The organism is Kitasatospora sp. A2-31 (assembly GCF_022288725.1).
Lineage (GTDB): Bacteria > Actinomycetota > Actinomycetes > Streptomycetales > Streptomycetaceae > Kitasatospora.
In genome coordinates this window covers 333,382-358,698 of record NZ_JAKNTA010000001.1, presented here as the reverse complement: position 1 = coordinate 358,698, position 25,317 = coordinate 333,382, and the positions used below count along the sequence as shown (strand labels likewise).

21 protein-coding genes are annotated in these 25,317 nt (G+C 74.3%); 12 read left to right on the top strand and 9 right to left on the bottom strand.

Going from position 1 to position 25,317, the window contains the following annotated elements; genetic code table 11:
• The first annotated feature begins 296 nt into the window (after positions 1-296).
• From MCM47_RS01600 to MCM47_RS01585, 4 genes are all read left to right on the top strand, one after another.
• On the top strand, positions 297-557 hold the full coding sequence (locus MCM47_RS01600) for an ATP-binding protein (protein ID WP_238740172.1): 261 nt from the start codon (positions 297-299) through the stop codon (positions 555-557).
• Positions 554-841 carry a hypothetical protein gene (locus MCM47_RS01595; RefSeq protein ID WP_238740170.1) on the top strand — a complete coding sequence of 96 codons (288 nt, stop codon included), beginning with the start codon at positions 554-556 and terminating at the stop codon, positions 839-841. Before MCM47_RS01600 ends, MCM47_RS01595 begins: the two co-directional genes overlap by 4 nt.
• Positions 838-993, top strand: a complete 156-nt coding sequence (locus MCM47_RS01590) for a hypothetical protein (RefSeq protein ID WP_238740168.1) — start codon at positions 838-840, stop codon at positions 991-993. The genes MCM47_RS01595 and MCM47_RS01590 overlap by 4 nt, the downstream gene beginning before the upstream one ends.
• An 81-nt stretch (positions 994-1,074) precedes the next feature.
• Positions 1,075-1,599, top strand: a complete 525-nt coding sequence (locus MCM47_RS01585) for a GNAT family N-acetyltransferase (RefSeq protein ID WP_255751567.1) — start codon at positions 1,075-1,077, stop codon at positions 1,597-1,599.
• A 33-nt stretch (positions 1,600-1,632) separates the two neighbouring features.
• Here MCM47_RS01585 and MCM47_RS01580 read toward each other — a convergent pair whose 3' ends face one another.
• The 3 genes from MCM47_RS01580 to soxR all read right to left on the bottom strand — a co-directional run bounded on the left by MCM47_RS01580 (position 1,633) and on the right by soxR (position 3,666).
• Positions 1,633-2,115, bottom strand: coding sequence for a cupredoxin domain-containing protein (locus MCM47_RS01580; protein WP_238740164.1), 483 nt, complete (start codon positions 2,113-2,115; stop codon positions 1,633-1,635).
• A gap of 117 nt (positions 2,116-2,232) precedes the next feature.
• Positions 2,233-2,937 (bottom strand): SDR family NAD(P)-dependent oxidoreductase, encoded by a 705-nt coding sequence (locus MCM47_RS01575; RefSeq protein ID WP_238740162.1) that lies wholly within the window; start codon positions 2,935-2,937, stop codon positions 2,233-2,235.
• A gap of 201 nt (positions 2,938-3,138) precedes the next feature.
• Positions 3,139-3,666, bottom strand: coding sequence for a redox-sensitive transcriptional activator SoxR (gene soxR, locus MCM47_RS01570; protein ID WP_238740160.1), 528 nt, complete (start codon positions 3,664-3,666; stop codon positions 3,139-3,141).
• Positions 3,667-3,722: 56 nt separating this feature from the next.
• Here soxR and MCM47_RS01565 point away from each other — a divergent pair, with 56 nt between their 5' ends.
• Positions 3,723-4,424: a transketolase gene (locus MCM47_RS01565; RefSeq protein ID WP_238740158.1), complete on the top strand. Its 702-nt coding sequence runs from the start codon at positions 3,723-3,725 to the stop codon at positions 4,422-4,424.
• A gap of 96 nt (positions 4,425-4,520) precedes the next feature.
• Positions 4,521-5,414, top strand: coding sequence for a transketolase family protein (locus MCM47_RS01560; protein ID WP_238740156.1), 894 nt, complete (start codon positions 4,521-4,523; stop codon positions 5,412-5,414).
• Between the two features lie 110 nt (positions 5,415-5,524).
• Here MCM47_RS01560 and treZ read toward each other — a convergent pair whose 3' ends face one another.
• The 3 genes from treZ to glgX form a co-directional block, all read right to left on the bottom strand.
• Positions 5,525-7,315, bottom strand: coding sequence for a malto-oligosyltrehalose trehalohydrolase (gene treZ / locus MCM47_RS01555; RefSeq protein WP_238740154.1), 1,791 nt, complete (start codon positions 7,313-7,315; stop codon positions 5,525-5,527).
• On the bottom strand, positions 7,312-9,750 hold the full coding sequence (gene treY, locus MCM47_RS01550; protein WP_238740152.1) for a malto-oligosyltrehalose synthase: 2,439 nt from the start codon (positions 9,748-9,750) through the stop codon (positions 7,312-7,314). Before treY ends, treZ begins: the two co-directional genes overlap by 4 nt.
• A gap of 71 nt (positions 9,751-9,821) precedes the next feature.
• Entirely contained in the window at positions 9,822-11,954 is a 2,133-nt protein-coding gene (gene glgX / locus MCM47_RS01545; protein ID WP_238740150.1) for a glycogen debranching protein GlgX, read from the bottom strand.
• 471 nt (positions 11,955-12,425) lie between these two features.
• Between glgX and MCM47_RS01540 the strand changes: the two genes are divergently transcribed.
• Positions 12,426-13,703: an SAV2148 family HEPN domain-containing protein gene (locus MCM47_RS01540; protein ID WP_238740148.1), complete on the top strand. Its 1,278-nt coding sequence runs from the start codon at positions 12,426-12,428 to the stop codon at positions 13,701-13,703.
• A 114-nt stretch (positions 13,704-13,817) separates the two neighbouring features.
• A complete protein-coding gene (locus MCM47_RS01535; protein ID WP_238740146.1) occupies positions 13,818-14,519 on the top strand; it encodes an exonuclease domain-containing protein in 702 nt (233 codons plus the stop codon).
• A gap of 165 nt (positions 14,520-14,684) precedes the next feature.
• Here the strand turns inward: MCM47_RS01535 and MCM47_RS01530 are convergent, their stop codons facing one another.
• The 3 genes from MCM47_RS01530 to MCM47_RS01520 form a co-directional block, all read right to left on the bottom strand.
• Positions 14,685-15,755, bottom strand: a complete 1,071-nt coding sequence (locus MCM47_RS01530) for a polysaccharide deacetylase family protein (protein ID WP_238740144.1) — start codon at positions 15,753-15,755, stop codon at positions 14,685-14,687.
• A gap of 208 nt (positions 15,756-15,963) precedes the next feature.
• Positions 15,964-16,857 (bottom strand): phosphotransferase enzyme family protein, encoded by an 894-nt coding sequence (locus tag MCM47_RS01525; RefSeq protein ID WP_238740142.1) that lies wholly within the window; start codon positions 16,855-16,857, stop codon positions 15,964-15,966.
• Between the two features lie 132 nt (positions 16,858-16,989).
• Positions 16,990-19,236, bottom strand: a complete 2,247-nt coding sequence (locus MCM47_RS01520; protein ID WP_238741456.1) for an MMPL family transporter — start codon at positions 19,234-19,236, stop codon at positions 16,990-16,992.
• A gap of 564 nt (positions 19,237-19,800) precedes the next feature.
• On the opposite strand from MCM47_RS01520, the gene MCM47_RS01515 reads away from it, so the two are divergent.
• From MCM47_RS01515 to MCM47_RS01500, 4 genes are all read left to right on the top strand, one after another.
• Positions 19,801-21,975: an MMPL family transporter gene (locus MCM47_RS01515; protein WP_238740140.1), complete on the top strand. Its 2,175-nt coding sequence runs from the start codon at positions 19,801-19,803 to the stop codon at positions 21,973-21,975.
• A gap of 295 nt (positions 21,976-22,270) precedes the next feature.
• Positions 22,271-22,477: a cold-shock protein gene (locus MCM47_RS01510; RefSeq protein ID WP_238740138.1), complete on the top strand. Its 207-nt coding sequence runs from the start codon at positions 22,271-22,273 to the stop codon at positions 22,475-22,477.
• 62 nt (positions 22,478-22,539) lie between these two features.
• A complete protein-coding gene (locus MCM47_RS01505; protein WP_374209044.1) occupies positions 22,540-24,273 on the top strand; it encodes a DEAD/DEAH box helicase in 1,734 nt (577 codons plus the stop codon).
• A gap of 285 nt (positions 24,274-24,558) precedes the next feature.
• A complete protein-coding gene (locus MCM47_RS01500; protein WP_238740134.1) occupies positions 24,559-25,284 on the top strand; it encodes a ricin-type beta-trefoil lectin domain protein in 726 nt (241 codons plus the stop codon).
• Positions 25,285-25,317: the final 33 nt, after the last annotated feature.

Below are 25,317 nucleotides of genomic sequence, written 5' to 3'. Positions count from 1 at the left end.
TCTGAGTGATCACAATGGCTGCTCGCCGGGCATTCCCATGCCTTCGGCCGGCTCTCGTCCCCTGCAACTCGCCTTCTCCTCACTGCGCCTGGAAGGTGGCTCCCTCATGCCCGAAATCGCCGACTCGGCCCCCGTCCCCATCCCCGTCGCCCGGGCCGAACACTGGCTCTTGCGCAGCCGGCGATCGCCCGGTGAGGGCCGCCGACACCTCCAAGCGCTCCTCGCGGGCGCCCCGGCCGCTCAGCAGTTCGCCGACATCGGACTCCTGCTCGTCTCCGCTCGTCACCAACGCCGTCGTGCACGGCACGCCCCTCGGCAACAAGGTGCTCCTTGTGCTCGACCTCGCTCCCGCCCGTCTCCGGATCGAGGTGCACGACGCCCGGGGTGAACGGGAGCCCGTCCTTCGAACCGCCGGCAAGGACGACGAATCCGGCCGCGGGCTGGTCCTCGTCAAGTCCCTCGCGCACCGCTGGGGCTGCTGCCCTCGCCTGGGCATCGGGAAGATCGTCTGGGCCGAAGTCGGCTCCAGCGCCACCCCCGCGGAGCGTGTCGCATGAGGGAGGACCGCCTCGTCGCCGCCGAGATCACCGGCGGCATCCTGCCGCCGACGATCTACTCGCACCTCCCCGCCGCGCTCGACTCCCTCTGGAGCGCCCTGCAGTTCCGCCCCATCGGCAGATCTCAGTGGCAGTGGTTCGAGCGCTACCTCACCGGCCCCTCCGCCGACCGGTTCGTCGCCGAGTACCTCGACCGCACCGGCCCGCTCGACCTCCCCGTCGTCCTCCCCGAGGCCGTTCACCACCTGCGCCTCCACTGGACCGCCCCGGAGGTCGACCGATGATGCGCCCCCACCACCCCCGGTGGGCCGTCGTGGTCCGCCTCCTGCGGGCCGAACGCCGCTGCCTGGATGCCGAGTTGGCGACATTCCTCCCCGAGGTGTCGGCCCGCATCCGCCGCCGCGTCCTGTCCGCCCTGGCCGACGACCTCCGCTGAACCGCGCAGAGCTTCGCGCGCAGGAAGTCGGCCGGATCGACTTCCTGCGCGAGGCTCCGCGCCGCTGGCTAAAGTGACTCAATGACTGATCGTCGGATATCTCTCCGCCCGATCTCGGAAGCCGACTTGGCGCTCCTCGAAGCGCTCGTCCAGGATCCGGAGGCCATCGGCCCGCTGCAGTGGTACGGCTGGTCGGACCCCGGGCGCCTGCGGCGCAAGTGGGCGGAGAACGGGCTGCTGGGGGAGGAGCAGTCCCACCTGGCGGTGGCCGACGGCGGCGTGTTCCGCGGCTTCGTCGCCTGGCGGCGTCGTGCCGTCGTTCCGGTGGCGCCGTACTGGAGTATCGGCATCCAGCTGGCCCCGGACGCGCGCGGCCGGGGCATCGGCACCGCCGCCCAGCGGCTGCTGGTGGACTACCTGTTCGCGCACTCGCCGGCGGTGCGCCTGGAGGCCGACACCGAGACCACCAATCTGGCCGAGCAGCGCGCCCTGGAGAAGTGCGGCTTCGCCCGCGAGGGGGTGCAGCGCAGCCTGGTCTTCCGCGACGGCGAGTGGCGCGATGTCGTCCGCTACAGCCTGCTCCGCTCGGACCCGCGCCCGGCCTGAGCCGGCTCGGGCCGGGCGCCGGCGTCCGCCGCCCTACTGGACGACGAGCGTTCCGGTCATGTTCGGGTGGACGTCGCAGTGGTAGGCGTACGAGCCGGGGGCGGACGGCGCGGTGATCGTCGCCGACTGCCCCTGCTCCAGCAACCCGGTGTCGAACTCCTTGCCGATGGCCGTGAGCGTGTGTCCGGTGCTGTCCTGGTTGGTGACGGTGATCTTCGCTCCCGGCGCCACCGTGAAGGTGGCGGGGTTGAAGAGGAAGTTCTTGATCGTCACGGTGACCTGCCCCGCGGTGGGGGAGCCGGTGGCCGTCCCCGTGGCCGTCGGGGATGCCGCCGCGGTCGGCGACGGCGACACCGGGGAGGTCGGCGACGGGCTGGCGGTCGCGGTGCCGGTCGGGGTCTTCGGCTCGCCGCCCCCGTCGGAAGAGCAGCCGGCGGCACCGATCAGGAGGAGGGCGGCCGCCGCGCCGACGGCGAGGACGGTCCGGCGGTGACGGGAGGGGCGGACGGTCGACATGCTGCTCCAGCCTTGCTGCCTGCGGCGACGCGCCCACGCTAGACCGTCCCGGCCCGTTCGCCGGGCAACCGGAGCCGAGGGTCACCCGAACGTCGGAACGCCGCCCGCCCCCGCCCGCTACCAGGGCAGCGGCCGCCCGTGGCGGAAGAAGCCGCCGGTGGGGCCCGAGTCGGGCAGCGTGGCCGCCCAGACGACACTGGCGCCGCCCTCCTCCACCGGTCCGCCGCCGGGTCCGCCCATGTCGGTGGCGATCCAGCCCGGGCAGACCGCGTTGACCAGGATCCGCTCCGCCCGCAGTTCATCGGCGAGCTTCCGGGTGAGCGCGTTGAGGGCCGCCTTCGAGACGCCGTACGCGGGTGTCCCGCCGCCCATGCTCGCCAGCGAACCGGACTCGCTGGAGACGTTGACCACCCGGGCCCGGGCGGAGCGGCGCAGCAGCGGGAGGAACGCCTGGGTGGTGCGCCAGGCGCCGAAGAGGTTGGTGTCCAAGGTGCGGCGCACGTCGTCGAGATCGACGTCGATGGCGCGGGCTGCGGTGTCGTAGTCGATCGCGGCGTTGTTGACGAGGACGTCGAGCCGGCCGAACTCCGCCTCCACGGCGCGGGCCAGGGCGTGGAGGCCGTCGCCGTCGGTGACGTCCAGCCGGCGGGGCAGGACCGCGCCCGCGGACCCGGCCAGCTCGGCGGCGGCGCGCTCGGCGTCCTCCTGCCGCCGGGCGCAGAGCAGCACGGTGTGGCCGAGGCCGGCCAGCTGGCGTGCCGTCTCCCGGCCGATCCCCCGATTGGCGCCCGTGACCAGCGATACCGGTGCGTCCGTGCTCAACGTGCTCTCCTCCTGGCGTCCCGGCGCCGGCGGTTCCGGTTCCGTTCCCGGCAGGCTATGCCGCCGGCGAGGCCCGCGGACCGGTCCGGGGAGGTAGGCGACCGTGCGACCTTGGGCGTAGTCCGCCGAACGGAGTACCCGTCAGCGGCGTCGGCGGTCGGCGGTCGGCGGTCGGCGGTCGGCGGTCGACGGTCGGCTGCGTCAGCGGCCGTCGGCCTCCGCCGGGGCCGGCTCGGGGCCGGAGGCCGGATCGCGGGTGAGCAGGTACCGGGCGCCGGGGCCGGCCTCGCCTGCGCGGTCGCCGGCGTTGTAGAGGGCGCAGCGGTTGAGCGACAGGCAGCCGCAGCCGATGCATCCGGTGAGCTTGGCCTTCAGTCGCTCCAGTTCGGCGATCTGCTCGTCGATCCGGTCCTGCCAGGACGCGGCGACGCCGTCCCACTCGGCCCCGCTGGGGGCGCGGTGCTCGGGCAGCCGGTCCAGGGCGACCCTGGCCTCGTCGAGCGAGAGGCCGACGCGCTGGGCGGCCCGGACGAAGGCGACCCGGCGCAGGGTGCCGCGGGTGTAGCGGCGCTGGCCGCCGGTGGTGCGGGTGGCGTGGATCAGGCCGAGCTTCTCGTAGTAGCGCAGGGCCGAGGCGGCGAGGCCGCTGCGGTCGGCGAGTTGGCCGATGGTGAGCAGGTCGTGGCGGCTGGGGCCGGCTGGCTGCTCGGAGGCGATGGGCTCGGTCATGACGGCCACTGTAGCCGCTTGACCTCAAGTCGACTTCAAGTTGCACCATCGAGGACATGACGACGACGATCCCGGGCGGAGCCGCGTTCAGCGACCTCCCCGCCCTGATGGGCCTGATGACCGGCGACGAGAAGCACGGCCCAGCCGCCACCTCCACCCTGGACGCCCTGTGGGTGCTCTACGACCGCGTGCTCCGCGTCACCCCGGACACCGCCGAGGACCAGGACCGGGACCGGTTCCTGCTCTCCAAGGGCCACGGCCCGATGGCGTACTACGCCGTCCTGGCCGCCAAGGGGTTCGTCGACCGGGAGGTGCTGAGCAGCTTCGGCGCCTACGACTCGCCGCTGGGCCACCACCCCGACCGGACGCTCGTCCCCGGGGTGGAGATCGGCTCCGGCTCGCTGGGGCACGGGCTGCCGCTGGCGGTCGGTACCGCGCTCGGGCTGCGGGCCCAGGGGCTGAGCGAGCCCGCGGTCTGGGTGCTGCTCGGGGACGCGGAGTTCGACGAGGGCTCCAACCACGAGGCGGTCGCCTTCGCCGGGGCCGCCGGCCTGGAGCGGCTGCACGTCGTCGTCATCGACAACTCCTCGGCCACGCACGGCTGGCGGGGCGGGATCGCGGCGCGCTTCGCCGCCGAGGGCTGGTCGACGGCGACGGTGGACGGCCGCGACCACGAGGCGCTCCACGCGGCGTTCACCGCCGCGCACCCGGGCCGCCCGCACGCCGTGGTGGCCCGCGTCGAGCCCAAGAACGCCTGAGCGCCGGCCGTCCCGACCCCGCCGCCCACCGCCGCCCACCGCCGACGCCCGCCCCCACGATCACCGAACACCACCGAAAGGCACGGGACCCCACCGATGGACACCATGCGCGAGCGCTTCCTCGACGTCACCACCCGCCTGCTCGACGACGACCCCCGGCTGGCCGTGGTGCTGGCCGACATCAGTGCGGCCGGCTTCGCCGGCGCCGCCGAGCGGCACCCCGACCGGGTGGTCAACGTCGGCATCCGCGAGCAGCTGCTGATCGGCGCGGCCGGCGGCCTGGCGCTCAGCGGGATGCGCCCGCTCGCCCACACCTTCGCCAGCTTCCTGGTCGAACGGCCCTTCGAGCAGATCAAGCTGGACCTGGTCCACCAGGGTGTCGGCGCCGTGTTGGTGAGCGCGGCCGGCTCCTACGACTGGCCGGCCGGCGGCCGGACCCACATGGCGCCGGGCGACGTCGCCCTGCTGGACACCCTGCCGGACTGGACGGTCCACGTGCCCGGCCACCCGGACGAGGCGGAGCTGTTGCTGCGCCACGCCGTGGCCGACGGCGACCGCAACGTCTACGTGCGGCTCTCCGCGCACCAGAACACCGCCGCGGTGCCGGTGGAGCCCGGGCGGTTCACCGCCGTGCGCGAGGGCGTCGGCGGCGTGGTGCTCGCGGTCGGCCCGATGCTGGACGCCGTGCTGGCGGCCACCGAAGGGCTGAACGTGACGGTGCTGTACGCGGCCAGCGTGCGGCCGTTCGACCGGGCCGGCCTGCGTGCGGCCGTCGGCGGTCGGGCGGACGTGGTGCTGGTCGAGCCCTACCTGGCCGGGACCTCCGCCAACGAGGCGCACGCCGCGCTGAACGACCGGCCGCACCGGGTGCTCGCCCTCGGTGTGCCGCGCGAGGAGCACCGGCACTACGGCTCGATCCCCGAGCACCTGGCGGCCTACGGGCTGGACGCCGCCTCGCTGCGCGAGCGGATCGGCACGTTCTTCTGGTGAGGCCAGGGCCCCGGTGAGGCCATGGCCCCCGGCGAGGGCAGGGCCCGGTGAGGCACGGGCCCGGGTGAGGCACGGGCCCGGGTGGGGCGCGGGCGCCGCCGACGCCCGCCTCACACCGCGACGACCGCCACCGACTCCGCCGCCAGCCGCACCGCCGAGCCGTCCAGTACGCACTCCCCGAACGAGGCCGCCACCTCCCGGCCCGGCGCCCCCAGCGGGAGCGCCGCCGGCCCGTCGCCCAGGTTCACCGCCACCCGGTACGGCCCCCGGTGCACCACCAACCACCGCGCCGCCTCGTCGAACTCCACCCGGACGGCCGCCAGGTCCGGATCGGCCAGTGCCGCCCGTTCGCGCCGTAGCCGGATCAACCTCCGGTACCAATCCAGCAGTTCGGAGTGCGGGGCACGCCACGGCTCGGTCCAGTCGAGGACGGAGCGCAGTACGGTGGCCGGCTCCTGCGGATCCGGTACCGCCTCCGCCTGCCACCCGTGCTCCGCGAACTCCCGTCGCCGGCCCCGGCGGACGGCCTCCGCGAGGCCCGGGTCGGTGTGGTCGGTGAAGTACTGCCAGGGAGTGGCCGCGCCCCACTCCTCGCCCATGAAGAGCATCGGGGTGAACGGCGAGGTGAGCACCAGGGCGGCGCCGCAGGCGAGTCGGCCCGCCGACAGCACGGCGGAGATCCGGTCCCCGAGCGCCCGGTTGCCGACCTGGTCGTGGGTCTGCAGGTAGCCCAGCAGCCGGTGGCCGCCGCCCGGCGGGAAGGGCCGCCCGTGGCTGCGGCCGCGGAAGGAGGACCAGGTCCCGTCGTGGAAGAAGCCGCGGGTGAGCGTCTTGGCCACGGCCGCCAGCGGGGCGCGCGCGAAGTCGCCGTAGTAGCCGTGGGATTCGCCGGTCAGGGCGGTGTGCAGCGCGTGGTGGAAGTCGTCGCTCCACTGCGCGGTGATCCCATGGCCGCCGGCCGGGCGCGGGGCGGTGGTGCGGGGTGAGTTGAGGTCGGACTCGGCGATCAGGAACAGCGGCCGGTTGGTGGCGACGGCCAACCGCTCGACCCCGGCGGAGAGTTCCTCCAGGAAGTGGACGGCGCGGTCGTCGGCGAGGGCGTGCACGGCGTCGAGGCGCAGGCCGTCGATCCGGTAGTCGCGCAGCCAGGAGAGCGCGCTGCCGATCAGGTAGGCGCGCACCTCGTCGGATCCGGGGGCGTCCAGGTTGACCGCCGAGCCCCACGGGGTGTGGTGGCGGTCGGTGAAGTACGGCCCGTAGGCGGGAAGGTAGTTGCCGGACGGGCCGAGGTGGTTGTGCACCACGTCCAGGACGACGCCGAGGCCCTTGCGGTGCGCGGCGTCGACGAAGCGCTTCAGGCCGTCGGGCCCGCCGTACGGCTCGTGCACGGCCCAGATCGAGACCCCGTCGTACCCCCAGCCGTGCTTGCCGGGGAACGGGCACACCGGCATCAGCTCGACCAGGTCCACCCCCAACTCCACCAGGTGATCGAGGTGTTCGATGGCGGCGTCGAAGGTGCCCGCGGCGGTGAAGGTGCCGATGTGCAGCTCGTAGAGGACGGCCCCGGGCAGCGGGCGGCCGCGCCAGCCGGTGCGGGACCAGCGGAACGCGGCGTGGTCCACGGGCCGGCTGGGCCCGTCCGGCCCGTGCGGCTGGCGGGGCGAGCGCGGGTCGGGCAGGGGCGGGCCGCCGTCGAGCCGGAAGGCGTAGTCCCCGGCCGGGGCCTCGCCGCGCCACCAGCCGGCCCGTGCGGTGTCGCGGGCCAGCGGGTGCCGGTCGCCGTCGACCTCCACCTCGACCCGCTCGGCGGCTGCCGGGGCCCACACCTCGTAGTGGCGCGCGGTGTCCGTCCGGGGCCGTGCCGGCCGCGGCGCGGCCGCCCCATCCTCGTGGCCCGTCATGCCCCGCCCCTCCTGGTCAGCAGTGCCACCGGCTGCTCCGCCAGCAGCTCGGCCACCGGTACCTCGCCGGCGGCGTGGCGCCGCCGGGTCAGCGCGTCCGTCCAGGCGCCGCCGGCCGGCAGCGCCAGGGTGGTGTCCCGCCAGCCGCCGGCCCGCTCCAGGCCGTACGGGAGCCGGGTGACCGCGGTGACCACGTCCTGGCCGCGGGAGAAGGCGAGCAGGTGGCCGGCGGCCGGGCCGGTGGCGGTGAGCGGGCGGTAGGCGCCCAGCGGCCGGGACCGGCGCAGGTGCAGCGCGGTGGTGGTGAGGTGCAGCTTCTCCCGGGCCGGGTCGTCCGGCCGGGGCGTCGCCGAGTCGGTCAGCCGGACGGCGAGCGCGCCCAGGTCCACCACGCCCCGGTTGTCCGGGTCGACCAGGGTGTGCAGCGGCTCCTCGCTGCCCTGGTAGAGGTCCGGCACCCCCGGCAGGGTGAGGTGCAGCAGGGCGGCGGCCAGCGTGTTGGCACGGGCGTACGGGGCGATCGCCCGGACGAACCCCTCGATCCGCGGCAGCAGCCCCGGGTTCCCGTAGACCGCCCGGGCCCGCTCGGCGAGCGCCTGCTCGTAGCGCTCGTCGGGGGTCGTCCAGGAGGTGCGCAGCTTGGCCTCGCGGGCGGCCTTGAGCATGGCCCGGACCAACCGGTCCGGGGTGATCGGCCAGGCCGCGACGAGGGTCTGCCAGAGCAGCCAGTCGCCCTCCCGGTCGCCGCCGGGGCCGGCGGCGGTGGACCAGGCGGCGGCCTCGGCGGCCCAGGGGTCCGGCTGCTCGGCGAGCACCGCCAGCCGGGCCCGGGCGTCGGCGCTGCGCTTGGTGTCGTGGGTGGAGAGCACGGTCATGGTGGCCGGCCAGTGCCGCTCCACGTAGTGGCACCAGGCGTGGAAGTCCTCCGGGGGCAGGCCCGGGCGGGCCGGGTCCCCGCCGACCTCGTTCAGGCCGATCAGGGCGTTCCAGCGGTAGAAGGCGGTGTCCTCGACGCCCTTGGCGGCGACGGCGGCGGCGGTCTGGGCGAACCGCACGCAGAACTCGTCCTTCTCCGGGCCGCGCCCGAGCCGGCCGAGGGCGAGTCCGGCGACGAGCCGGTCGGTGGGGTCGGCGGAGCCGTCCAGGGCCGCCCGGAGCTGCTCCTGCGAGGCCGCGGGCGCGGGCTCGCCCGGCCGGACGTAGGGGCGGTAGGCCGGGTAGCCGGTGAGCACCCGCTGGAGGGCCGCGCGCAGCTGCCAGGGTGCGTGGTCGGCGTGCGCGGGGTCGGCGGCGCCGATCCGCACCGCGAGCCGGACCAGCCGGTCGACCTCGGCGGCCAGCTCGCCGAGCGGGGCGGTCATGTCGGCGCGGCCGCGCCGGGCGGCGGCCACGGCCGGGTGCGGGTCGGCGCAGGGTTCGCCGGCGGCCGCGCCGGAGACGAAGTGCTCGTAGTGCCCGGCCAGCCGGCAGGCGCCCGCGTGGTCGGTGAGGACGCCGTCGATCCGGTGCAGCGCGTCGTACCCGGTGGTGCCGGCGCAGGGCCAGTCGGTGGGCAGCCGCTCGTCGCCGGTGAGGATCTTCTCGACGACGGTGTAGGCGCCGCCGGTGGCGTCGGCGAGCCGGGTGAGGTAGCCGCGCGGATCGGCGAGGCCGTCGGGGTGGTCGATCCGGAACCCGTCCAGGACGCCGTCCGCGTGCAGGCGCAGCAGCACGCCGTGGGTGGCCTCGAAGACCTCGGGGAGCTCCACCCGGACGGCGATCAGCTCGTTGACGGTGAAGAACCGCCGGTAGTTCAGCTCGGTGCGGGCCAGTCGCCACCAGGCGAGCCGGTACCACTGGCGGGCGAGCAGCTCGGGGAGCGGCAGGCCGGGGGTGCCGGGCCGCAGCGGGAGGACGTGGTCGTGGTAGCGGAGCCGGTCGCCGTCGACGGTGAGGTCGCCGAGGACGGCGCCGAGCCGGTCACCGAGCAGCGGCAGCAGCACCCGCCCGCGGTCGGGGGCGTCGGCCGGTCCGGGCTGGGCGGCCCAGTCGATGTCGAACCAGCGCGCGTACGGCGAGTCCGGGCCGTCCCGTAGGACGTGCCAGAGCGGCCGGTTGAGCTGTTCGGGGACGGGGACGGCCATGTGGTTGGGCACCACGTCGGCGATCAGCCGCAGGCCGTGCCGGTGGGCCGCGGCGGCCAGCTCGCGCAGCGCCGGCTCGCCGCCGAGCTGCTCGCTGATCCGGCCGTGGTCGACGGTGTCGTAGCCGTGGGTGGAGCCGGGGGCGGCCTCCAGCAGCGGGGAGAGGTGCAGGTGCGAGACCCCGAGGGCGGCCAGGTAGGGGACGGCGGCGGTGGCGTCACGGAGGGTGAAGCCGGGCTGGAGCTGGAGGCGGTAGGTGGCGGTGGGGACAGCGGCCGGGCGGGGCTGCGCGGGCTCGGCGGCGGAGGTCATGTGTCCATGAGTACCCGCGCGAGCCCGCGGCCAAGACCCGCTGCTGATCCGAACAGGTGACCGGGCCCCGGTCACGCGGGCCGCTGCAGCACCATGAGCGAGCGGTCGGTGAGCCAGAGCGTGTCCCCGGCCTTCACCCGGGCGCCGGTCCCCGGGGCGGGCAGCCGGGGCAGGGTGGTGTCGACCACCACCTGCCACTCCTGGCCGTGGTCGGCGGGGACGGTGAACTCCAGCGGCTCGAAGTGGGCGTTGAACATCAGCAGGAAGGAGTCGTCGACGATCCGCCCGCCGCGCCGGTCCGGCTCGGAGATGGCGTAGCCGTTGAGGAAGACGGTGAGCGACTTGGCGTAGCTGGCGCCCCAGTTGCGCTTGGTCATCTCCTCCCCGCCGGGGGTGAACCAGGCGATGTCGGTCAGGTCCTCGGAGCCGCCGGCGGCGGGGCGGCCGGAGACCGGGCGGCCGTGGAAGAAGCGGCGGCGCCGGAACACCGGGTGGTCCCGGCGGAGCCAGATCATCCCCTGGGTGAACTCCAGCAGCCGGGCCTCCGGGCCGTCGCCCTCCGGCCAGTGCACCCAGGTGAGTTCGTTGTCCTGGCAGTAGGCGTTGTTGTTGCCGAGCTGGGTGCGGCCGAGTTCGTCGCCGTGCGAGAGCATCGGCACGCCCTGGGAGAGCATCAGGGTGGCGATCAGGTTCCGCTGCTGGCGGGCGCGCAGCTCCTCGACGGCGGGGTCGGTGGTCGGGCCCTCGACGCCGCAGTTCCAGGAGCGGTTGAAGGACTCGCCGTCCCGGTTGTCCTCCCCGTTGGCCGCGTTGTGCTTCTCGTTGTACGAGACCAGGTCGCGCAGGGTGAAGCCGTCGTGGCAGGTGACGAAGTTGATCGAGGCGATCGGCCGGCGGCCGTCGTCCTGGTAGAGGTCGGAGGAGCCGGTGAGCCGGGAGCCGAACTCGGCCAGGGTGGCGTTCTCGCCGCGCCACAGGTCGCGGACGGTGTCCCGGTACATGCCGTTCCACTCCGTCCACAGCGGCGGGAAGTTGCCCACCTGGTAGCCGCCCTCGCCGAGGTCCCAGGGCTCGGCGATCAGCTTGGCCTGGGAGACCACCGGGTCCTGCTGGACCAGGTCGAAGAACGAGGAGAGCCGGTCGACCTCGTGGAACTGCCGGGCCAGGGTGGCGGCGAGGTCGAAGCGGAAGCCGTCGACGTGCATCTCGGTGACCCAGTAGCGCAGCGAGTCCATGATCAGTTGGAGCACGTGCGGGCTGCGCATCAGCAGGCTGTTGCCGGTGCCGGTGGTGTCCTCGTAGAACCGCTGGTCCTGGGCGAGCCGGTAGTAGGAGACGTTGTCCAGACCGCGCAGCGAGAGCGTGGGTCCGAGGTGGTTGCCCTCGGCGGTGTGGTTGTAGACGACGTCCAGGATCACCTCGATGCCGGCCGCGTGCAGCGCCTTGACCATCGACTTGAACTCCTGGACCTGCTGGCCCCGGTCGCCGGTCGAGGAGTAGGACGAGTGCGGGGCGAAGAAGCCGATCGTGTTGTAGCCCCAGTAGTTGGCCAGCCCGAGGTCGCGCAGCCGGTGGTCGCGGACGAACTGGTGCACCGGCATCAGCTCGATCGCGGTGACGCCGAGTTTGGCCAGGTGCTCGATGACCGCGGGGTGGGCCAGGCCGGCGTAGGTGCCGCGGATCTCCTCGGGGATGCCCGGGTGGAGTCTGGTGAGGCCCTTGACGTGCGCCTCGTAGACGACCGTGCGGTGGTAGTCGGTGCGCGGCGGCCGGTCGGTGCCCCAGTCGAAGTAGGGGTTGATGACCACCGAGTGCATGGTGTGCGGGGCGGAGTCGAGGTCGTTGCGGCGCTCGGGGGCGCCGAAGTGGTAGCCGTAGACGGACTCGTCCCAGTCGATGTGGCCGCTCATCGCCTTGGCGTACGGGTCCAGCAGCAGCTTGGCGCTGTTGTGCCGCTGGCCCAGGCCCGGGTTGTAGGGGCCGTGGACGCGGAAGCCGTAGCGCTGCCCGGGTTGGACGCCGGGCAGGTAGGCGTGCCGGACGAAGGCGTCCGTCTCGCGCAGTTCGACGGCCGTCTCCGAGCCGTCCTCGGCGAGCAGGCAGAGCTCGATCCGGTCGGCGCTCTCCGAGAACACCGCGAAGTTGGTTCCGGCCCCGTCGTAGGTGGCACCGAGGGGATAGGGCTTCCCAGGCCAGACCTGCATCTGTCCCCAACTTCCTTGTGTAGAAAGACAACTGACATGTAGTCCGACAATCAGCCCGGACCCTTGCGCTCTCTTCCCGGCCGGGCGGCCGGACATGTGCGGCGGTCGCGCGCCGTGACGCACGGCACAGTCCGCATACTCCCCGACGCTTTCCCCGGCGGCGGGGCCATTTGGCGCGTGTTCGCCCGAACGGGTGTCCGGCGGCGGTCGGGCGCCCGGTCCGGTGGCGCCCCGCGCCCGGTCCTGCGCCCGGTCGGCGGCAGTTCGCGACGGCCGGCGGGTCGCGTGGGCCCCGCGGGGCCGGCGGGGCGGACGGGGCCCACGGGCGTCCCTCGGCCAACCGGCTGCGGGCGGCTCGCGGCGGGCAGTACCCTTGATCGTCCGGCCGCCCCCGCGCTCGTGGCGAACCATCAGAAGACGAGATTCAAGACCGACAGCAGTAGCTCCAGCAGGAACCAGGTGAGGTGGCGCATGGTGTACCCCGCCGGCGGCCGTGGCGGTGGGCCGGGCGGCCCCGACCGGGGCAACGCCCGCAGCGAGGCGCCGACCGTCGTCATGCGCCCCGCCCTGACCGGCCGCGCCGTGGTGCCGGCCCAGGGCGGGCCGGTCGAGATACCCGCCCTGGCCTGGTCCGGCGCCGAATGGGAGGACGCCTACCAGCGCGTCCGCCTCTCCGGGCGCGCCTACGTCTGGCTCAACCTGGTCGAGCAGCGGCTGCGCTCGCTCGTCGACGAGGTGCTGTACCCCATCTACGCACCCGCCCACGGCGAGGACTGGGTCACCGCCGCGGCCGGCCCCGCCGGCGAGGAGTGGGCCCACCGGGCGGGGGCCGTCCGCGAGGTCAGCCGCCGCAAGGGCTACCTGCTCGACCCGGCCGACGACGACCCGCTGGTCTTCCTCACCCTGCCCCAGCTGCGCGAGCTGATGGTCCAGCACTGGCCGTGCTTCGAGCCCTACCTGGCCGACCGCCGCGAGATCGAGCTGGCGCTCGACGAGCTGGAGGTCGCCCGGCACGTCGTCTCCCGCAACCGCGTCCTCACCCCGACCGTCCTCGCCCAGACCGAGCGCGCCGCGGCCCGGCTGCTCGCCGTCCTGGACGGCGGCGCCGGCGGCGTGCCCGCCGACGTGGTCGAGTCCCTGGTCGCGGGCCGGTACGCGGACGTCGTCGCGGTGCACCCCGACCGGGTCCGGCTCCAGCGCGACCTCCCCGTGGAGGACCTGCTGGACGGAGCGCGCCGGCTCGACGCGCTCGGCATCGGCCTGGGCATGCTCTGCCAGAACTACACCGGCAAGCGGCTGGTCCGGCTGGCCGGCGACGGCTGCCGGGTCCGGCTGCTCTTCCTCAACCCGGCCAGCAGCGCCGTCCGCCGCCGGGAGCGCGAACTCGGCCTCGGACGCGGCGAACTGGCCCGCTCGATCGAGATGAACATCATGCACGTCCGCCGGGTCCGGGCCCGGCTGCGGGACCAGGGCGGCTTCGAGATCCGGGTCTTCGACGAGACCCCGCGCTTCACCGCCTACCTGGTCGAGGGGGCCCGCCCGGCCGGCTCCGCCGGCGGTCCCCGCCGGCAGAGCCGCGACCTCGGCGTCGTCCAGCCCTACCTGCGCCGCGCCCGCGGCATGGAGTCGCCCGCCCTCGTCCTGCGCGGCGGCGCGGGCCAGGAGCCGGGCGGCACCGACGCGGGGCTGCTGGAGGTCTACCGGGAGGAGTTCGAAGGGGTCTGGGGGGACTCCCGGCCGGTGTCCTGACGCCGCCGGCCGGCTCGGCCGGGGCCGGCGCGGCCCGACCCAGCGGCGGCATTGTCGGTGGGTCGGGCGATGATAGGGGCTGTTTCGACCAGCAGGACGGAAGGACACACCCCTATGAGCTGGTGGCAGCAGCCACTGGTCGGCTTCGACCTGGAGACCACGGGCACGGACCCGGCCGTGGACCGCATCGTCACGGCCGCCCTCGTGGACACCCTCGGAGCCCGCCGGCTGAGCGCCACCGGATGGCTGCTCGACCCGGGCGTGCCGATCCCCGCCGAGGCCGCGGCGATCCACGGCATCGATGACGACACGGCCCGCAGCAAGGGCCGCCCGGCCAAGGAGGCGGTGGACGAGATAGCCGCCGCGCTCTGCGAGCGGCTCGCCGCCGGCCGCCCGGTGGTCGCCTTCAACGCCCCCTTCGACCTCTCGCTGCTCGACGCCGAGCTGCACCGCCACGGGCTCGCCCCGCTCGCCGAGCGGCTCGGCGGGCCGGTCGCGCCGGTGCTCGACGCCCTGGTCATCGACCGGGCCGTCGACAAGTACCGCAAGGGCTCGCGCACCCTGCAGCGGGTCTGCGAGGTCTACGGCGTCGAACTGACCGACGCCCACGAGGCCGGCAGCGACGCCCTCGCCGCCGTCCGGGTCGCCGTCGCGCTCGCCGAGCGCTATCCCGACCGGGTCGGCGCCGTCCCGCTCGCCGAGCTGCACGCCCGCCAGATCGACTGGTACCGGGACTGGGCCCAGGGCCTGGAGTCCTGGCTGCGCCGCGGCAAGGACCCGCAGGCCGTCGTCGACCCGCGCTGGCCGCTGCGCTGACCCGCCGCGCCGCTGCGCTGACCCGCCGCGCCGCTGCGCTGACCCGCCGCGCCGCCGCGCTGACCCGCCGCGCGGGCCGGAACCCGGCGGGGCTCCGGAGGCGGACCGGCCGCCGCGGCGCGGGAGGGGCGGGGAAGGGTCGAGGGACCGGTGGCGCCGGGCGGGTCACCCGGCCGGGAAGTCGAACCGGTAGCCCTGGGCGACCAGCCAGGGGAGCAGCTGCTTCAGCGCGGCGACGGTCTGGCTCCGGTCTCCGCCCCCGTCGTGGAGCAGGACCACCCCGCCGGGGCGCAGCTGGCTCTGTACGGACGCGACGATCGACGCCACGCCCGGGCGGGACCAGTCGCGCGGGTCCACCGACCAGCCGAGCGGGCGCAGCCCGAGACCGGCCGCGATCCGCTGGTTGTCGGCGGTGAACCCGCCGCCGGGGGCGCGGAACCAGGAGACCCGGGTGCCCGGCCCGCCGGCCCGCACGATCTGCTCCTCGGCGTGGGCGATCTCGTAGTCGGCCCGGTCGTGCGGGAGCGCGGCGAACGGCTGCGGGTGGTCCACGCTGTGGTCGCACAGCCGGTGCCCCGCCGCGACGATCCGCTTGACCAGCGCGGGGTTGGCGGCGGCCTGCTGGCCGATCTGGCAGAAGGTCGCCCTGGCACCGTACTGGGCGAGCAGGTCCAGCACCTGGCCGGTGGCCGGGCCGGGGCCGTCGTCGAAGGTGAGCGCGACCGTGCGGCCACCGGTGGCGGTGGAGCGGACCACCGAGGTGGCGCCGTCGTTCGCGGGCGGCGGCGGTGGCGGAGCCGGGGTCGCCGTGGGCGGCCGGGTGGCCGGCGGGGTGGTCGGGGTCGGTGAGTGGGCCGGGGGCCGGGTGGTGCTCGGGGCCGGGGCCACGGGCTCGGGCGGGGTCGGCTTCGGCGCGACCGTGGCGGGTGACGTGGCCGTCGCGGCCGAAGGGGCGGGCGCGGCGGGGGCGGTGGGCGGTGCCGGGGTGCCCGGTCCGGAGCCGGACGGTCCCGGGGACGAAGGCGTGCCGGTGGGCGCGGCGGACGGCGCGGAGGGCGTCGGGCCGGCCGGGCTCGACACGGCGGTGACGCTCGGCTTCGGCTGGAGCACCCCGTTGGCGGTGCCGCAGGCGGCGAGGCCGAGGGCGGCGGCCACGACGGCGCAGCTCGCGGTCAGGGCGCGTCGGCGGCCCCGGGCGGGTGGTGAGGTGCGGGGGGAGGTGGCGTGCGACGGCATGGCGGCGGCTCCCGGATACGGCGGTGGGTCCCGATCCCTCGGTCAGGCCCGGTTTCGGGCTGACTGTCAGACAGGACGCCGATCGGATCGCGCGCGGTTGCGGTCCACAAGGGCGCGGCCCACGGCGCGGCCCACGGTATGGTCCCGCCGGTACCGCCGCCGCTCCCGCCGCCACCTCGGGTCCCCGGCCCGAGATCCCACCCCGGCGTCAGAACGGGTACCAGCGCACGTCCGTCGCGCCCGCCCGCAGCGACTCCACCCGGCGACGGAACTCGGCCAGCGCGGCCGGGTTGCCCGGCGCCTGCTGCGCCACCCACGAGGCGCTCGCCGTCTCGCGGGCGCCGCGCAGCACCGCGAAGCCGGGCCACTCGCGGACGTCCCAGCCGTAGCCGTCGGTGAACGCCCGGTACTCCTCGGCCGGGACGCCGTACCGGTCGTGGCTGAGCGCCAGCACCACGAGGTCGTGCTCGCGCAGGTCGTGCGCCGCGTTCTCCAGGTCCAGGAGGACGGGGCCCTCCGGGCCGACGTGGACGTTGCGCGGCAGCGCGTCGCCGTGGATCACCCCGGCCGGCAGCTGCGGGACGAGGTCGGGCAGCGCGGCCGCGAAGGCGTCCCGGCGGTGGCGCAGGAAGGCGACGTCGGCGGGGTCGACGTGGCCCTCGGCGGAGGCGAGCCAGCGCTCGACCGGGGCGAGCAGGTCGCGCCGCTCCAGCGGGAAGGGCGGCAGCGGCAAACGATGCAGGGCGCGCAGCAGCGGCGCGAGGTCGGCGGGGCGGGCGGGCCGGACGGCCGGCGCGAGCCGGTGCCAGAAGGTGACGGGGTGTCCGTGGGCGAGCTGGGGCTCGGGCGCGAGGGCTTCGTACGGGCGGACCACCGGGATGCCCCGGCCGGCCAGCCAGTGGGCGACGGTGAGTTCGTGGTGGGCCCGGTCGTACAGCTCCGGTCCGCGGGCGACCTTGGCCACCACGGCCGGGTCTCCGAGGTCGAAGACGGCGTTCTCGCCGAGCGCGAGCAGCCGGGCGTCACCGGGGCCGGGCAGGCCGGCGGACTCGCAGGCGTGGGCGAGCAGCAGCCGGGCGCGGCCCTCGTCGAAGGGGAGCATGGGGGAGTCCGTTCCGTGGTGGCGGCCGACGCGTCGACCGGGGCTGTCGACCGGCGATCATTGTGGCAAACGCCGGCCGGGCCCCGCGGGAAGCGGGGCCCGGCCGGGTGTGCGGGCGCAGCTGTCGGGGCGTCAGACGCCGATCCGGCGGTGCCGGGCGCCGCCGGCCGGCTCCGGTCCGGCGGTGGAAGCCGGGCCGTGCAGGACCGCGGCGGCGCCGACCGGCGGGACGGAACCGCCGTGCGAGAGGTCGGGCAGCCAGCGCAGCCAGGCCGGCAGGTACCAGTTGCGCTCGCCGAGCAGGGTCATCACCGAGGGCAGCAGCACCGCGCGGATGACGGTCGCGTCGATCAGCACGGCCACCGCCAGGCCGACGCCCATCTGCTTCATCGCCTGCATGGAGAGGGTGCCGAAGACCGCGAACACCGCCACCATGATCACCGCGGCACTGGTGACCACCCCGGCCGTGGAGCGGATGCCGTGCGCGACGGCGGCCCTGGTCGGCAGGCCGCGGTCGCGGCCCTCCTTGATCCGGGAGACCACGAAGACGTGGTAGTCCATCGAGAGCCCGAAGAGGATCACGAAGAGGAAGAGCGGCACCCAGGACTCCACCGCGCCGACGCCGGCGGTGCCGAGCAGCGAGGCGCCCACCCCGTGCTGGAAGACCAGCGTCAGCACCCCGTAGGCGGCGCCGACCGAGAGCAGGTTGAGCACCACGGCGGTGGCGGCGACGGCGAGCGAGCGGAAGGAGGCGAGCATCAGCAGGAAGGCGAAGGCCACCACGAACCCGAAGACCAGCGGCATGGAGCCGGTCATCTTCGCGTTGAAGTCGTACGAGCCGGCGGTGCGGCCGGTGACCGGGGCCTCCGTGCCGGGCACCTTCAGCACGGTGGCGGGCACGATCTCCTCGCGCAGGGTCCGCAGCGCTTCGTTGCTGACCGCGTCGTTGCCGGTGCCGTTGAGCGGGATGTCGACGGTGGCGACGTTCTGCTCCGGGTGGACGGCGACGTCCACCGGCCCGTGCATCCTCCCGCTCGCCAGGGCCTTCGCCCTGAGGTCGGCGAGCGCGGCGGTCATCGCGGGGGAGTCGATGTCGGCGGCCTTGACCACCACCGTGGCCGGGGCGGGGCTGCCGGGGAAGGCGGCCTCGATCTTCTGCGAGACGGCGACCAGCTCGTTGCCCTCCGGCAGCTGCTGCTGGAAGGTGAGGTTGGCGGTGTGCATGGTGAGCATCGGCGTGGCGAGGCCGACCAGCAGGGCGCCGGCCAGTACGGCGGCGGCCAGCGGCCGGCGCAGCACCGGGGTGAGGAGGGCGTTCCAGACCCGGCCGCCGGTGGTGGCGGCGCCGGGCCGGCGCAGCCGTGCCAGCAGCGGGACGCGGCCCTTCTCGACCCGGTCGCCGAGCAGCGAGAGCAGCGCCGGCAGCACGGTGAGCGAGCCGAGCACCGCGGTGATCACGACCACGATGGTGGCGTAGGACATCGCCTGGAACTCCGCGATGCCGGTGAGGAACATGCCGGCCATGGCGACCACGACGGTCACCCCCGAGACCAGGACGGCCCGGCCGCTGGTGGCGGCGGCGATGGCCAGCGCGGTCGACGCGTCCCGCCCGGCGGCGCGCTCCTCGCGCTCGCGGCGCAGGTAGAAGAGGCAGTAGTCGACGCCGACGGCGAGGCCGACCAGCAGCATCACCGAGCTCGCGTTGTCGCTGGTGTGCAGGAATCCGCTGCTCAGCGCGACCAGTCCGCCGGCCGCGACGAAGGCGGTGATGGCCAGCACCACCGGGAGGACGGCGGCGACCAGCGCGCCGAAGGCGACCAGCAGGATGCCGAGGGCGAGCGGGACGGCGGTCCACTCGGCGCGGGCGAAGTCGTCGGAGAACTGCTCGCGGATCCACTTGCCCGAGCTGGCGTCGCCGAGTTCGACCACGGTGAGGTCGGGGTGCTGCTCCTGAACGGCGGCGACCGCGGCCAGGACGGCCGGGACGTTCTCGACGGCGTCCTGGTGCTCGCCCTTGAGGGTCAGCTGGACGAGGGCGGCGTGGCCGTCCGCCGAGACCGCCCTGGTGTCGTAGGGGGAGCGGACCTCGGCGGCCTTGCCGGTGGCGTCGATGCCGGCGATCACCTGGCCGACGGCGGCCCGGAAGGCGGGGGCGTCGGCGGTCAGGGCGTCGCTGCGGACCAGGACCGTCTCGCTCGCCGGGGACTTCAGCCCGGCGTCGTCGAGGATCCTGGCGGCGCGGGAGACCTGGCCCGGCATGGACTCGGCCTCCTTGACCTGTGTGCTGCCGTGCAGGCCGCCGAGGACGGCGGCCAGGACGACGAAGAGCAGCCAGCCGAAGACGGCGGTCTTCCGGTGCCGGGCGCTCCAGGCGCCCATGGCGGCGGCCACGCCGAGTCTGGTCTTCACGAGAGTTCCCCCAGGGAGAGCGGCGGCCGCCGCCGGCGGAGGGCGGCGGGTGCGCGGGGCCGGACGGCCGCCGGAAGCGGGCGCCGGTTGCAGGATCCGGCGTCGCAATCGACGGTAGAAGAGCCGGAGTTGAGGGGGTATCCGGCTGGCGGGGGAGTTACCCCGGGGGTCCTCCCAGGGGCATGGGGTGGGGTTTTCCCTACCCGGCGACCCTGACTTTCTCCTCCCCCGGTCCGGGATCTGGCTCCACCCTGAGGGGGAGATGTCTCCACCCCCAGCACGAGGTGAGTGGGCTGGTCGGCAGGCGAAGATGGTGCGGGGCCGCCGCTCGGCGTCCCCGGGGGGATTCGGCCTGCGGGGGAAATGGCTTGCCGGGCGGCTAGCAAGTTCTCGTAGGATGATGCCCACACAACACTTACCTGCCGACCGGCTAGGGGCGGGGGCGCCGTCGCCATGCCGTCATGCCGGTCCATCCGTCGCCCGACCCCGTCCCCCGAGGGCTGCGGTGAACCATGCCCAGGAGGCATCACGAGCATGTTCCACCGACTAGGACACTTCGTCGTCCGTCGCGCCTGGTGGGTGATCGCCGCGTGGGTGGTCGCGATGATCGCGATCGCCGCGAGCGCGCCGAAGATCACCGCGCAGACCGACGAGGCCGCCTTCCTTCCCAAGCACTACGAGTCGATCCAGGCCGCGCAGGTCCAGGAGAAGGCCTTCCCGGCCAGCTTCACGCCCTCGGCGCTCGCCCTGTTCGAGCGCACCGACGGCGCCCCCATGGGTGATGCCGACAAGGCCGCCATGGCCAAGATCGTCCAGGGACTCACCGACAAGAACATCGAGCACGTCGAGAAGATCATCCCGGTCGGCGAGCAGACGACGTCCAAGGACGGCAAGTACGCGCTGGCGCCGATCGCCATCGACAAGACGACCCAGCAGTCCGAGGCCTTCGGCGAGACCGCCAAGAAGCTGCGCGAGGAGGGCAAGGCGCTCGCCTCGGGCACCGACCTGAAGTTCCAGCTCGGCGGCGCCGCCGCCCAGCAGCTGGACCAGAAGGAGGCCTCCGGCGCGGCGGACGCCATCATCGCGCTCAGCAGCGTCTTCCTGGTCGCGATCATCGTCGGCATCATCTTCCGGAGCATCCTCGCCGGCATCCTGCCGGTCCTGCTCTCGCTGGCCGTCGCCATGCCGACGTCCAACGGCCTGATCGCCTACGCCACCAAGGCCTTCGACCTGGAGAGCACGCCGATCCTGTCGGCCATTCTGATCGTCGTCGTGCTCGGTGTCGGGACGGACTACTTCCTCTTCCTGGCGTTCCGCTACCGCGAGCGGCTGCGGGCCGGTGACGACCGCAAGGAGGCCGTGGCCAACGCGGTCGGCCGGGTCGGCGAGGCGATCGCCTCGGCCGCCGGTGCGGTCACCGTCGCCTTCGCGGCGCTCATCCTCTCCAGCCTCGGCATGTTCAAGGCGCTCGGCCCGGCGCTCGCCATCGCGGTCGTCGTCACCGCGTTCGCCTCGGTCACCCTGGCCCCGGCCGTCCTCGCGGTCATCCCGGCGCGCGGCGTCTTCTGGCCCGGCAAGAAGTGGATGACCGAGCCCGGCGACGCCCGCTTCGCCGCGCTCGGCCGCATGGTCCAGAAGCGCCCCGCCATGGTCGCCATCGCCTCCGGCGGCGTGCTGGTGGCCCTGACCGCCGGCGCCATCAACTACAATGGCACCTTCGACCTCGCGGGCAGCTCCATGCCCAAGGACAAGGAGTCGATGGTCGTCCAGGACAAGCTGGTCAACGGCTTCTCCGCGGGCGCCGCCGACCCGACGCACATCTACCTCTCCACCACCGGTGGCGGGAAGCTCGACGAGAGCAAGTTCGACGGCTACGTCGCCAAGCTCGGCGCCGTCCCCGGCGTGGCCACCGCGGCGCCGAAGCCGCAGGTCAGCCAGGACGGCTCGACCGCGGACTTCACCGTCCTGCTCAAGAACGAGCCGTCCAGCAACGACGCGATCGACACCGTCACCGAGCTGCGCGAGGTCGCCCACGCGCAGGCTCCGGCCGGCACCGAGGCCAAGGTCGGCGGCATCACCGCGATCTACAAGGACATCAACCTGGCGATGAGCCACGACTACAAGCTGGTGTTCCCGGTCGCAGGTCTGCTGATCCTGCTCATCCTGGGCCTCCAGCTGCGCAGCGTGGTCGCCCCGTGGTACCTGATGGCCTCGGTCGGCCTCGGCTTCAGCGCCACCCTCGGCTCCTCGACCCTGCTGTTCCAGAACATCAAGGGCGAGCACGGCATGATGTTCATGCTGCCGATCCTCATCTACCTCTTCGTGGTGGCGATCGGTACCGACTACAACATCCTGATCATCGCCCGTCTGCGCGAGGAGGCCCGCGAGGGCCGCAACCCGCGCGAGGCGGCCCGCGAGGCCGTGCGCCACGGCGGCCCGACCGTCGCGGCGGCCGGCTTCATCCTGGCGGTGTCGTTCGCGACCTTCATGCTCGCGGGCAACATCTTCATGCTGGAGTTCGGCTTCGCCATGGCCTTCGGCATCTTCCTGGCGGCCTTCGTGATGGCGATGTTCTTCACCCCGGCGCTCACCGCGCTGGTCGGCCGCGCCGCCTGGTGGCCCGGCCACGGTGACACCGGCGGCCACGACAGCGGCCCGGCGCCGCTGGCCGGCTCGCACGGAGTCCCGGAGCCGGCCGGACGGCGCTGATCGTCCCCGGGCACGGCAGGCAGGCGGCGTCCGCTTCGGCGGGCGCCGCCTGCCCCGTTCCGCGAGTTTGCAAACGTGACGTGTCCGGTGGAAATCCCCCGGTCAACCGGGGTGGTGGCGTGCTACAGTCGAAGCAGTTGCAGTTTTGGTTCCCATGAACGTTTGTGTGCGCCTGCTGGTTCCAACCAACAGGCGCATTTGTTTTGTCCGGTGTTTCAGTCTCCGGATGGGGATCGCGGCTACTTGGGGTCCACGAGGTGTGGGCCCTGATGCCCCAGTTTTAGAGGAGACGGTTATGGCTACCGGCACCGTGAAGTGGTTCAACAGCGAAAAGGGCTTCGGCTTCATCGAGCAGGACGGTGGCGGCGCCGACGTGTTCGCCCACTACTCGAACATCCAGGCTCAGGGCTTCCGTGAGCTGGTCGAGGGCCAGAAGGTCGAGTTCGACGTCACCCAGGGCCAGAAGGGCCCGCAGGCCGAGAACATCACCATCATCGGCTGACGTCAGCCTCCCAGCTGACTCGCGCGGCGAGGGCCCGCACCGCACGGTGCGGGCCCTCGCCCATGCCGCCGAACGGCCGGGGCGGCGCACTCCACTCCGACGGCCGACCAGCCCGCACCGGGCTGGGCCCACCACCGGACGGAGACTCCGTGACCACCCCTGCCCGCCCCTCGCGCGACGGCGACCGCACCCGCAAGCCCCGTAGCCGCGGCGGCGCCGCCCGCACCACCGGGGGCGCCCGCACCGACGGCCCCCGCACCCCCCGGCGCAGCGCCCCGCGCGCCGCCGTCCAGGCGCCCGCCGACTTCACCGTCGTCGAGGGCACCCCGGCCCGCCCGCCGGCCGCGAGCTTCGCCGAGCTCGACCTCCCCAAGGGCATCCTCGCCGCGCTGACCCGTGAGGGCGTCACCGAGCCGTTCCCGATCCAGGCCGCCACGCTGCCGGACTCCATCGCCGGCCGTGACGTGCTGGGCCGCGGCCGCACCGGCTCCGGCAAGACCCTCGCCTTCGGCCTGCCGCTGCTGGCCCGCACGGCCGGCCGGCGCGCCGACGCCCGGCACCCGCTGGCGCTCGTCCTCACCCCGACCCGTGAGCTGGCCCAGCAGGTCACCGAGGCGCTCACCCCGTACGCGACCGCCGTCAACCTGCGGATCGCCACCGTCGTCGGCGGCATGTCCATCACCCGGCAGGCCAACGCGGTGCGCCGCGGCGCCGAGGTGCTGGTGGCCACCCCGGGCCGACTGGACGACCTGATCAACCGCGGCGACGTGCGGCTCTCCGACGTGGCGATCACCGTCCTGGACGAGGCCGACCAGATGGCCGACATGGGCTTCCTGCCGCAGGTCACCAAGCTGCTGGAGCAGGTCGCCGAGGGCGGGCAGCGGATGCTCTTCTCCGCCACCCTGGACCGCAACGTCGACCGTCTGGTCAAGCGCTTCCTGACCGACCCCGTCACCCACTCGGTGGACCCGTCGGCCGGCGCGGTGACCACCATGGACCACCACCTGCTCCAGCTCGAGCCCGCCGACAAGGCGTCCGCCACCGCGCACATCGCCTCCCGCGAGGGCCGGCTGATCATGTTCGTGCACACCAAGCACGGCGCCGACCGCCTCGCCAAGCAGCTGCTCGCCAACGGCGTGAAGGCCGCCGCCCTGCACGGCGGCAAGTCCCAGCCGCAGCGCAACCGCGTGCTCGACCAGTTCCGCGACGGCCACGTCACCGCGCTGATCGCCACCAACGTCGCCGCCCGCGGCATCCACATCGACGGCCTCGACCTGGTCGTCAACGTCGACCCGCCGATCGACCACAAGGACTACCTGCACCGCGGCGGCCGCACCGCCCGGGCCGGCGAGTCCGGCACCGTGGTCACCCTGGTCCTGCCGGAGCAGCGGCGCGAGGTCAACCGGCTGATGACGGTGGCCGGCATCCGCCCCACCACCACCAAGATCCGCCCGGGCGACGCCGAGCTCGCCCGGATCACCGGTGCCCGCACCCCGAGCGGCGTGCCCGTCACCCTGGCGGTGCCGGTGCAGGCCGCGCCGGCCGAGGCCAAGCCGGAGGGCAAGGCCGGCGCCCCGCGCCGCCGCCCCGGCAAGCGCTCCGGGCTGCCCGCCGACGTCGACATGAACGGCAACCCGCGCCGCCCCCGCCCCAAGCAGCGCATCGGCGGTGCCCAGGGCGAGCGGCACCAGGCGGCCGGCTTCATCGGCCGCGCCTCGGGCCGCCCCAAGCCCGGCAGCGGCTCCAAGTCCGGCTCCAACTACGGCACCGGCCGCCAGCGCCGCAAGGCCGACTGAGCCCTTCCAGGTCCGACCACGGCCCGGCTCCCCTCCTGCGGGGGAGCCGGGCCGTGCGCATTCCGGCCGGATCGGCGGCCCCTCCGGCCTGCTCGGCCGTGCGCCGGCCCGCTCCGTACACCTTCCGTCCGTGGACGTACCGGTGGCGTGATCTCCACCCTCCCCCGTTGACCGTGAACACGTCGCACCCGAGACTTTCACGCGGCCTGCACAACTGTCGCACCGTCATCACGGTTCACGGGAACGCGGGTCGACCGGTTCACCGTCTCCGGAAGGACCTTCCCGATGCGTCGCACCGCCGCACTGCTCTCCGGCGCCGCTCTGCTCGGCGCGGCCGCCACCTTCGCCGTACCGGCCGTCAACGCCCAGGCCGCCGGGGGGTGCTACGCCTACACCGGCGGCTGGAACGCCTACGGCGTCTGCTCCGGCATCGACCCGCTGCAGACCTGGTACGTCACCGCCACCTGCCAGTACTGGAACGCCGACCACACGGTGCAGTTCTCCCGGCCCGTCAACGGCTTCCCGGTGGCCGGTGACGGCACGTCGGTCGCCTCCTGCGGGATCAACGACACCGTGCTCTTCCCGCGCGTCGTCTACGGCGGCCGGCTGCCCGCCCAGCCCGCCGGCCCGGTCGGCCAGATCACCGGCTACGCGGACAAGTGCGTCGACGTGAAGGGCGCCAGCAGCTCCGACCGCACGCCGGTCCAGATCTACGACTGCAACGGCACCGGCGCCCAGCAGTGGAAGATCGCCGTGGACGGCACGATCCGCGCCCTCAACAAGTGCCTGGACGTCGCCGGCGGCAGCACCGCCAACGGCACCAAGGTCCAGCTCTACTCCTGCAACGGGACCGGCGCGCAGCAGTGGCAGGTCCGGGCGGACGGTTCGATCCTCAACCCGCAGTCCGGCCGTTGCCTGGACGACCTGGGCTTCTCCACCACCAACGGCAACCAGCTGGGCATCTGGGACTGCAACGGCGCCGCGAACCAGGTCTGGCACGTCCCCGCCTGACCGCTCGCGCGGTCGAGTCCCACCGGACCGGCG

Coding starts and splice junctions, on each gene's coding strand:
- MCM47_RS01580 (WP_238740164.1), bottom strand. CDS start 2,115: ATGTCGACCGTCCGCCCCTCCCGTCACCGCCGGACCGTCCTCGCCGTC.
- glgX (WP_238740150.1), bottom strand. CDS start 11,954: ATGCAGGTCTGGCCTGGGAAGCCCTATCCCCTCGGTGCCACCTACGAC.
- treY (WP_238740152.1), bottom strand. CDS start 9,750: ATGACCTCCGCCGCCGAGCCCGCGCAGCCCCGCCCGGCCGCTGTCCCC.
- MCM47_RS01565 (WP_238740158.1), top strand. CDS start 3,723: ATGACGACGACGATCCCGGGCGGAGCCGCGTTCAGCGACCTCCCCGCC.
- MCM47_RS01500 (WP_238740134.1), top strand. CDS start 24,559: ATGCGTCGCACCGCCGCACTGCTCTCCGGCGCCGCTCTGCTCGGCGCG.
- MCM47_RS01595 (WP_238740170.1), top strand. CDS start 554: ATGAGGGAGGACCGCCTCGTCGCCGCCGAGATCACCGGCGGCATCCTG.
- MCM47_RS01520 (WP_238741456.1), bottom strand. CDS start 19,236: ATGGGCGCCTGGAGCGCCCGGCACCGGAAGACCGCCGTCTTCGGCTGG.
- MCM47_RS01530 (WP_238740144.1), bottom strand. CDS start 15,755: ATGCCGTCGCACGCCACCTCCCCCCGCACCTCACCACCCGCCCGGGGC.
- MCM47_RS01525 (WP_238740142.1), bottom strand. CDS start 16,857: ATGCTCCCCTTCGACGAGGGCCGCGCCCGGCTGCTGCTCGCCCACGCC.
- MCM47_RS01590 (WP_238740168.1), top strand. CDS start 838: ATGATGCGCCCCCACCACCCCCGGTGGGCCGTCGTGGTCCGCCTCCTG.
- MCM47_RS01540 (WP_238740148.1), top strand. CDS start 12,426: ATGGTGTACCCCGCCGGCGGCCGTGGCGGTGGGCCGGGCGGCCCCGAC.
- MCM47_RS01510 (WP_238740138.1), top strand. CDS start 22,271: ATGGCTACCGGCACCGTGAAGTGGTTCAACAGCGAAAAGGGCTTCGGC.
- MCM47_RS01515 (WP_238740140.1), top strand. CDS start 19,801: ATGTTCCACCGACTAGGACACTTCGTCGTCCGTCGCGCCTGGTGGGTG.
- MCM47_RS01535 (WP_238740146.1), top strand. CDS start 13,818: ATGAGCTGGTGGCAGCAGCCACTGGTCGGCTTCGACCTGGAGACCACG.
- soxR (WP_238740160.1), bottom strand. CDS start 3,666: ATGACCGAGCCCATCGCCTCCGAGCAGCCAGCCGGCCCCAGCCGCCAC.
- MCM47_RS01560 (WP_238740156.1), top strand. CDS start 4,521: ATGGACACCATGCGCGAGCGCTTCCTCGACGTCACCACCCGCCTGCTC.
- treZ (WP_238740154.1), bottom strand. CDS start 7,315: ATGACGGGCCACGAGGATGGGGCGGCCGCGCCGCGGCCGGCACGGCCC.
- MCM47_RS01505 (WP_374209044.1), top strand. CDS start 22,540: ATGCCGCCGAACGGCCGGGGCGGCGCACTCCACTCCGACGGCCGACCA.
- MCM47_RS01585 (WP_255751567.1), top strand. CDS start 1,075: ATGACTGATCGTCGGATATCTCTCCGCCCGATCTCGGAAGCCGACTTG.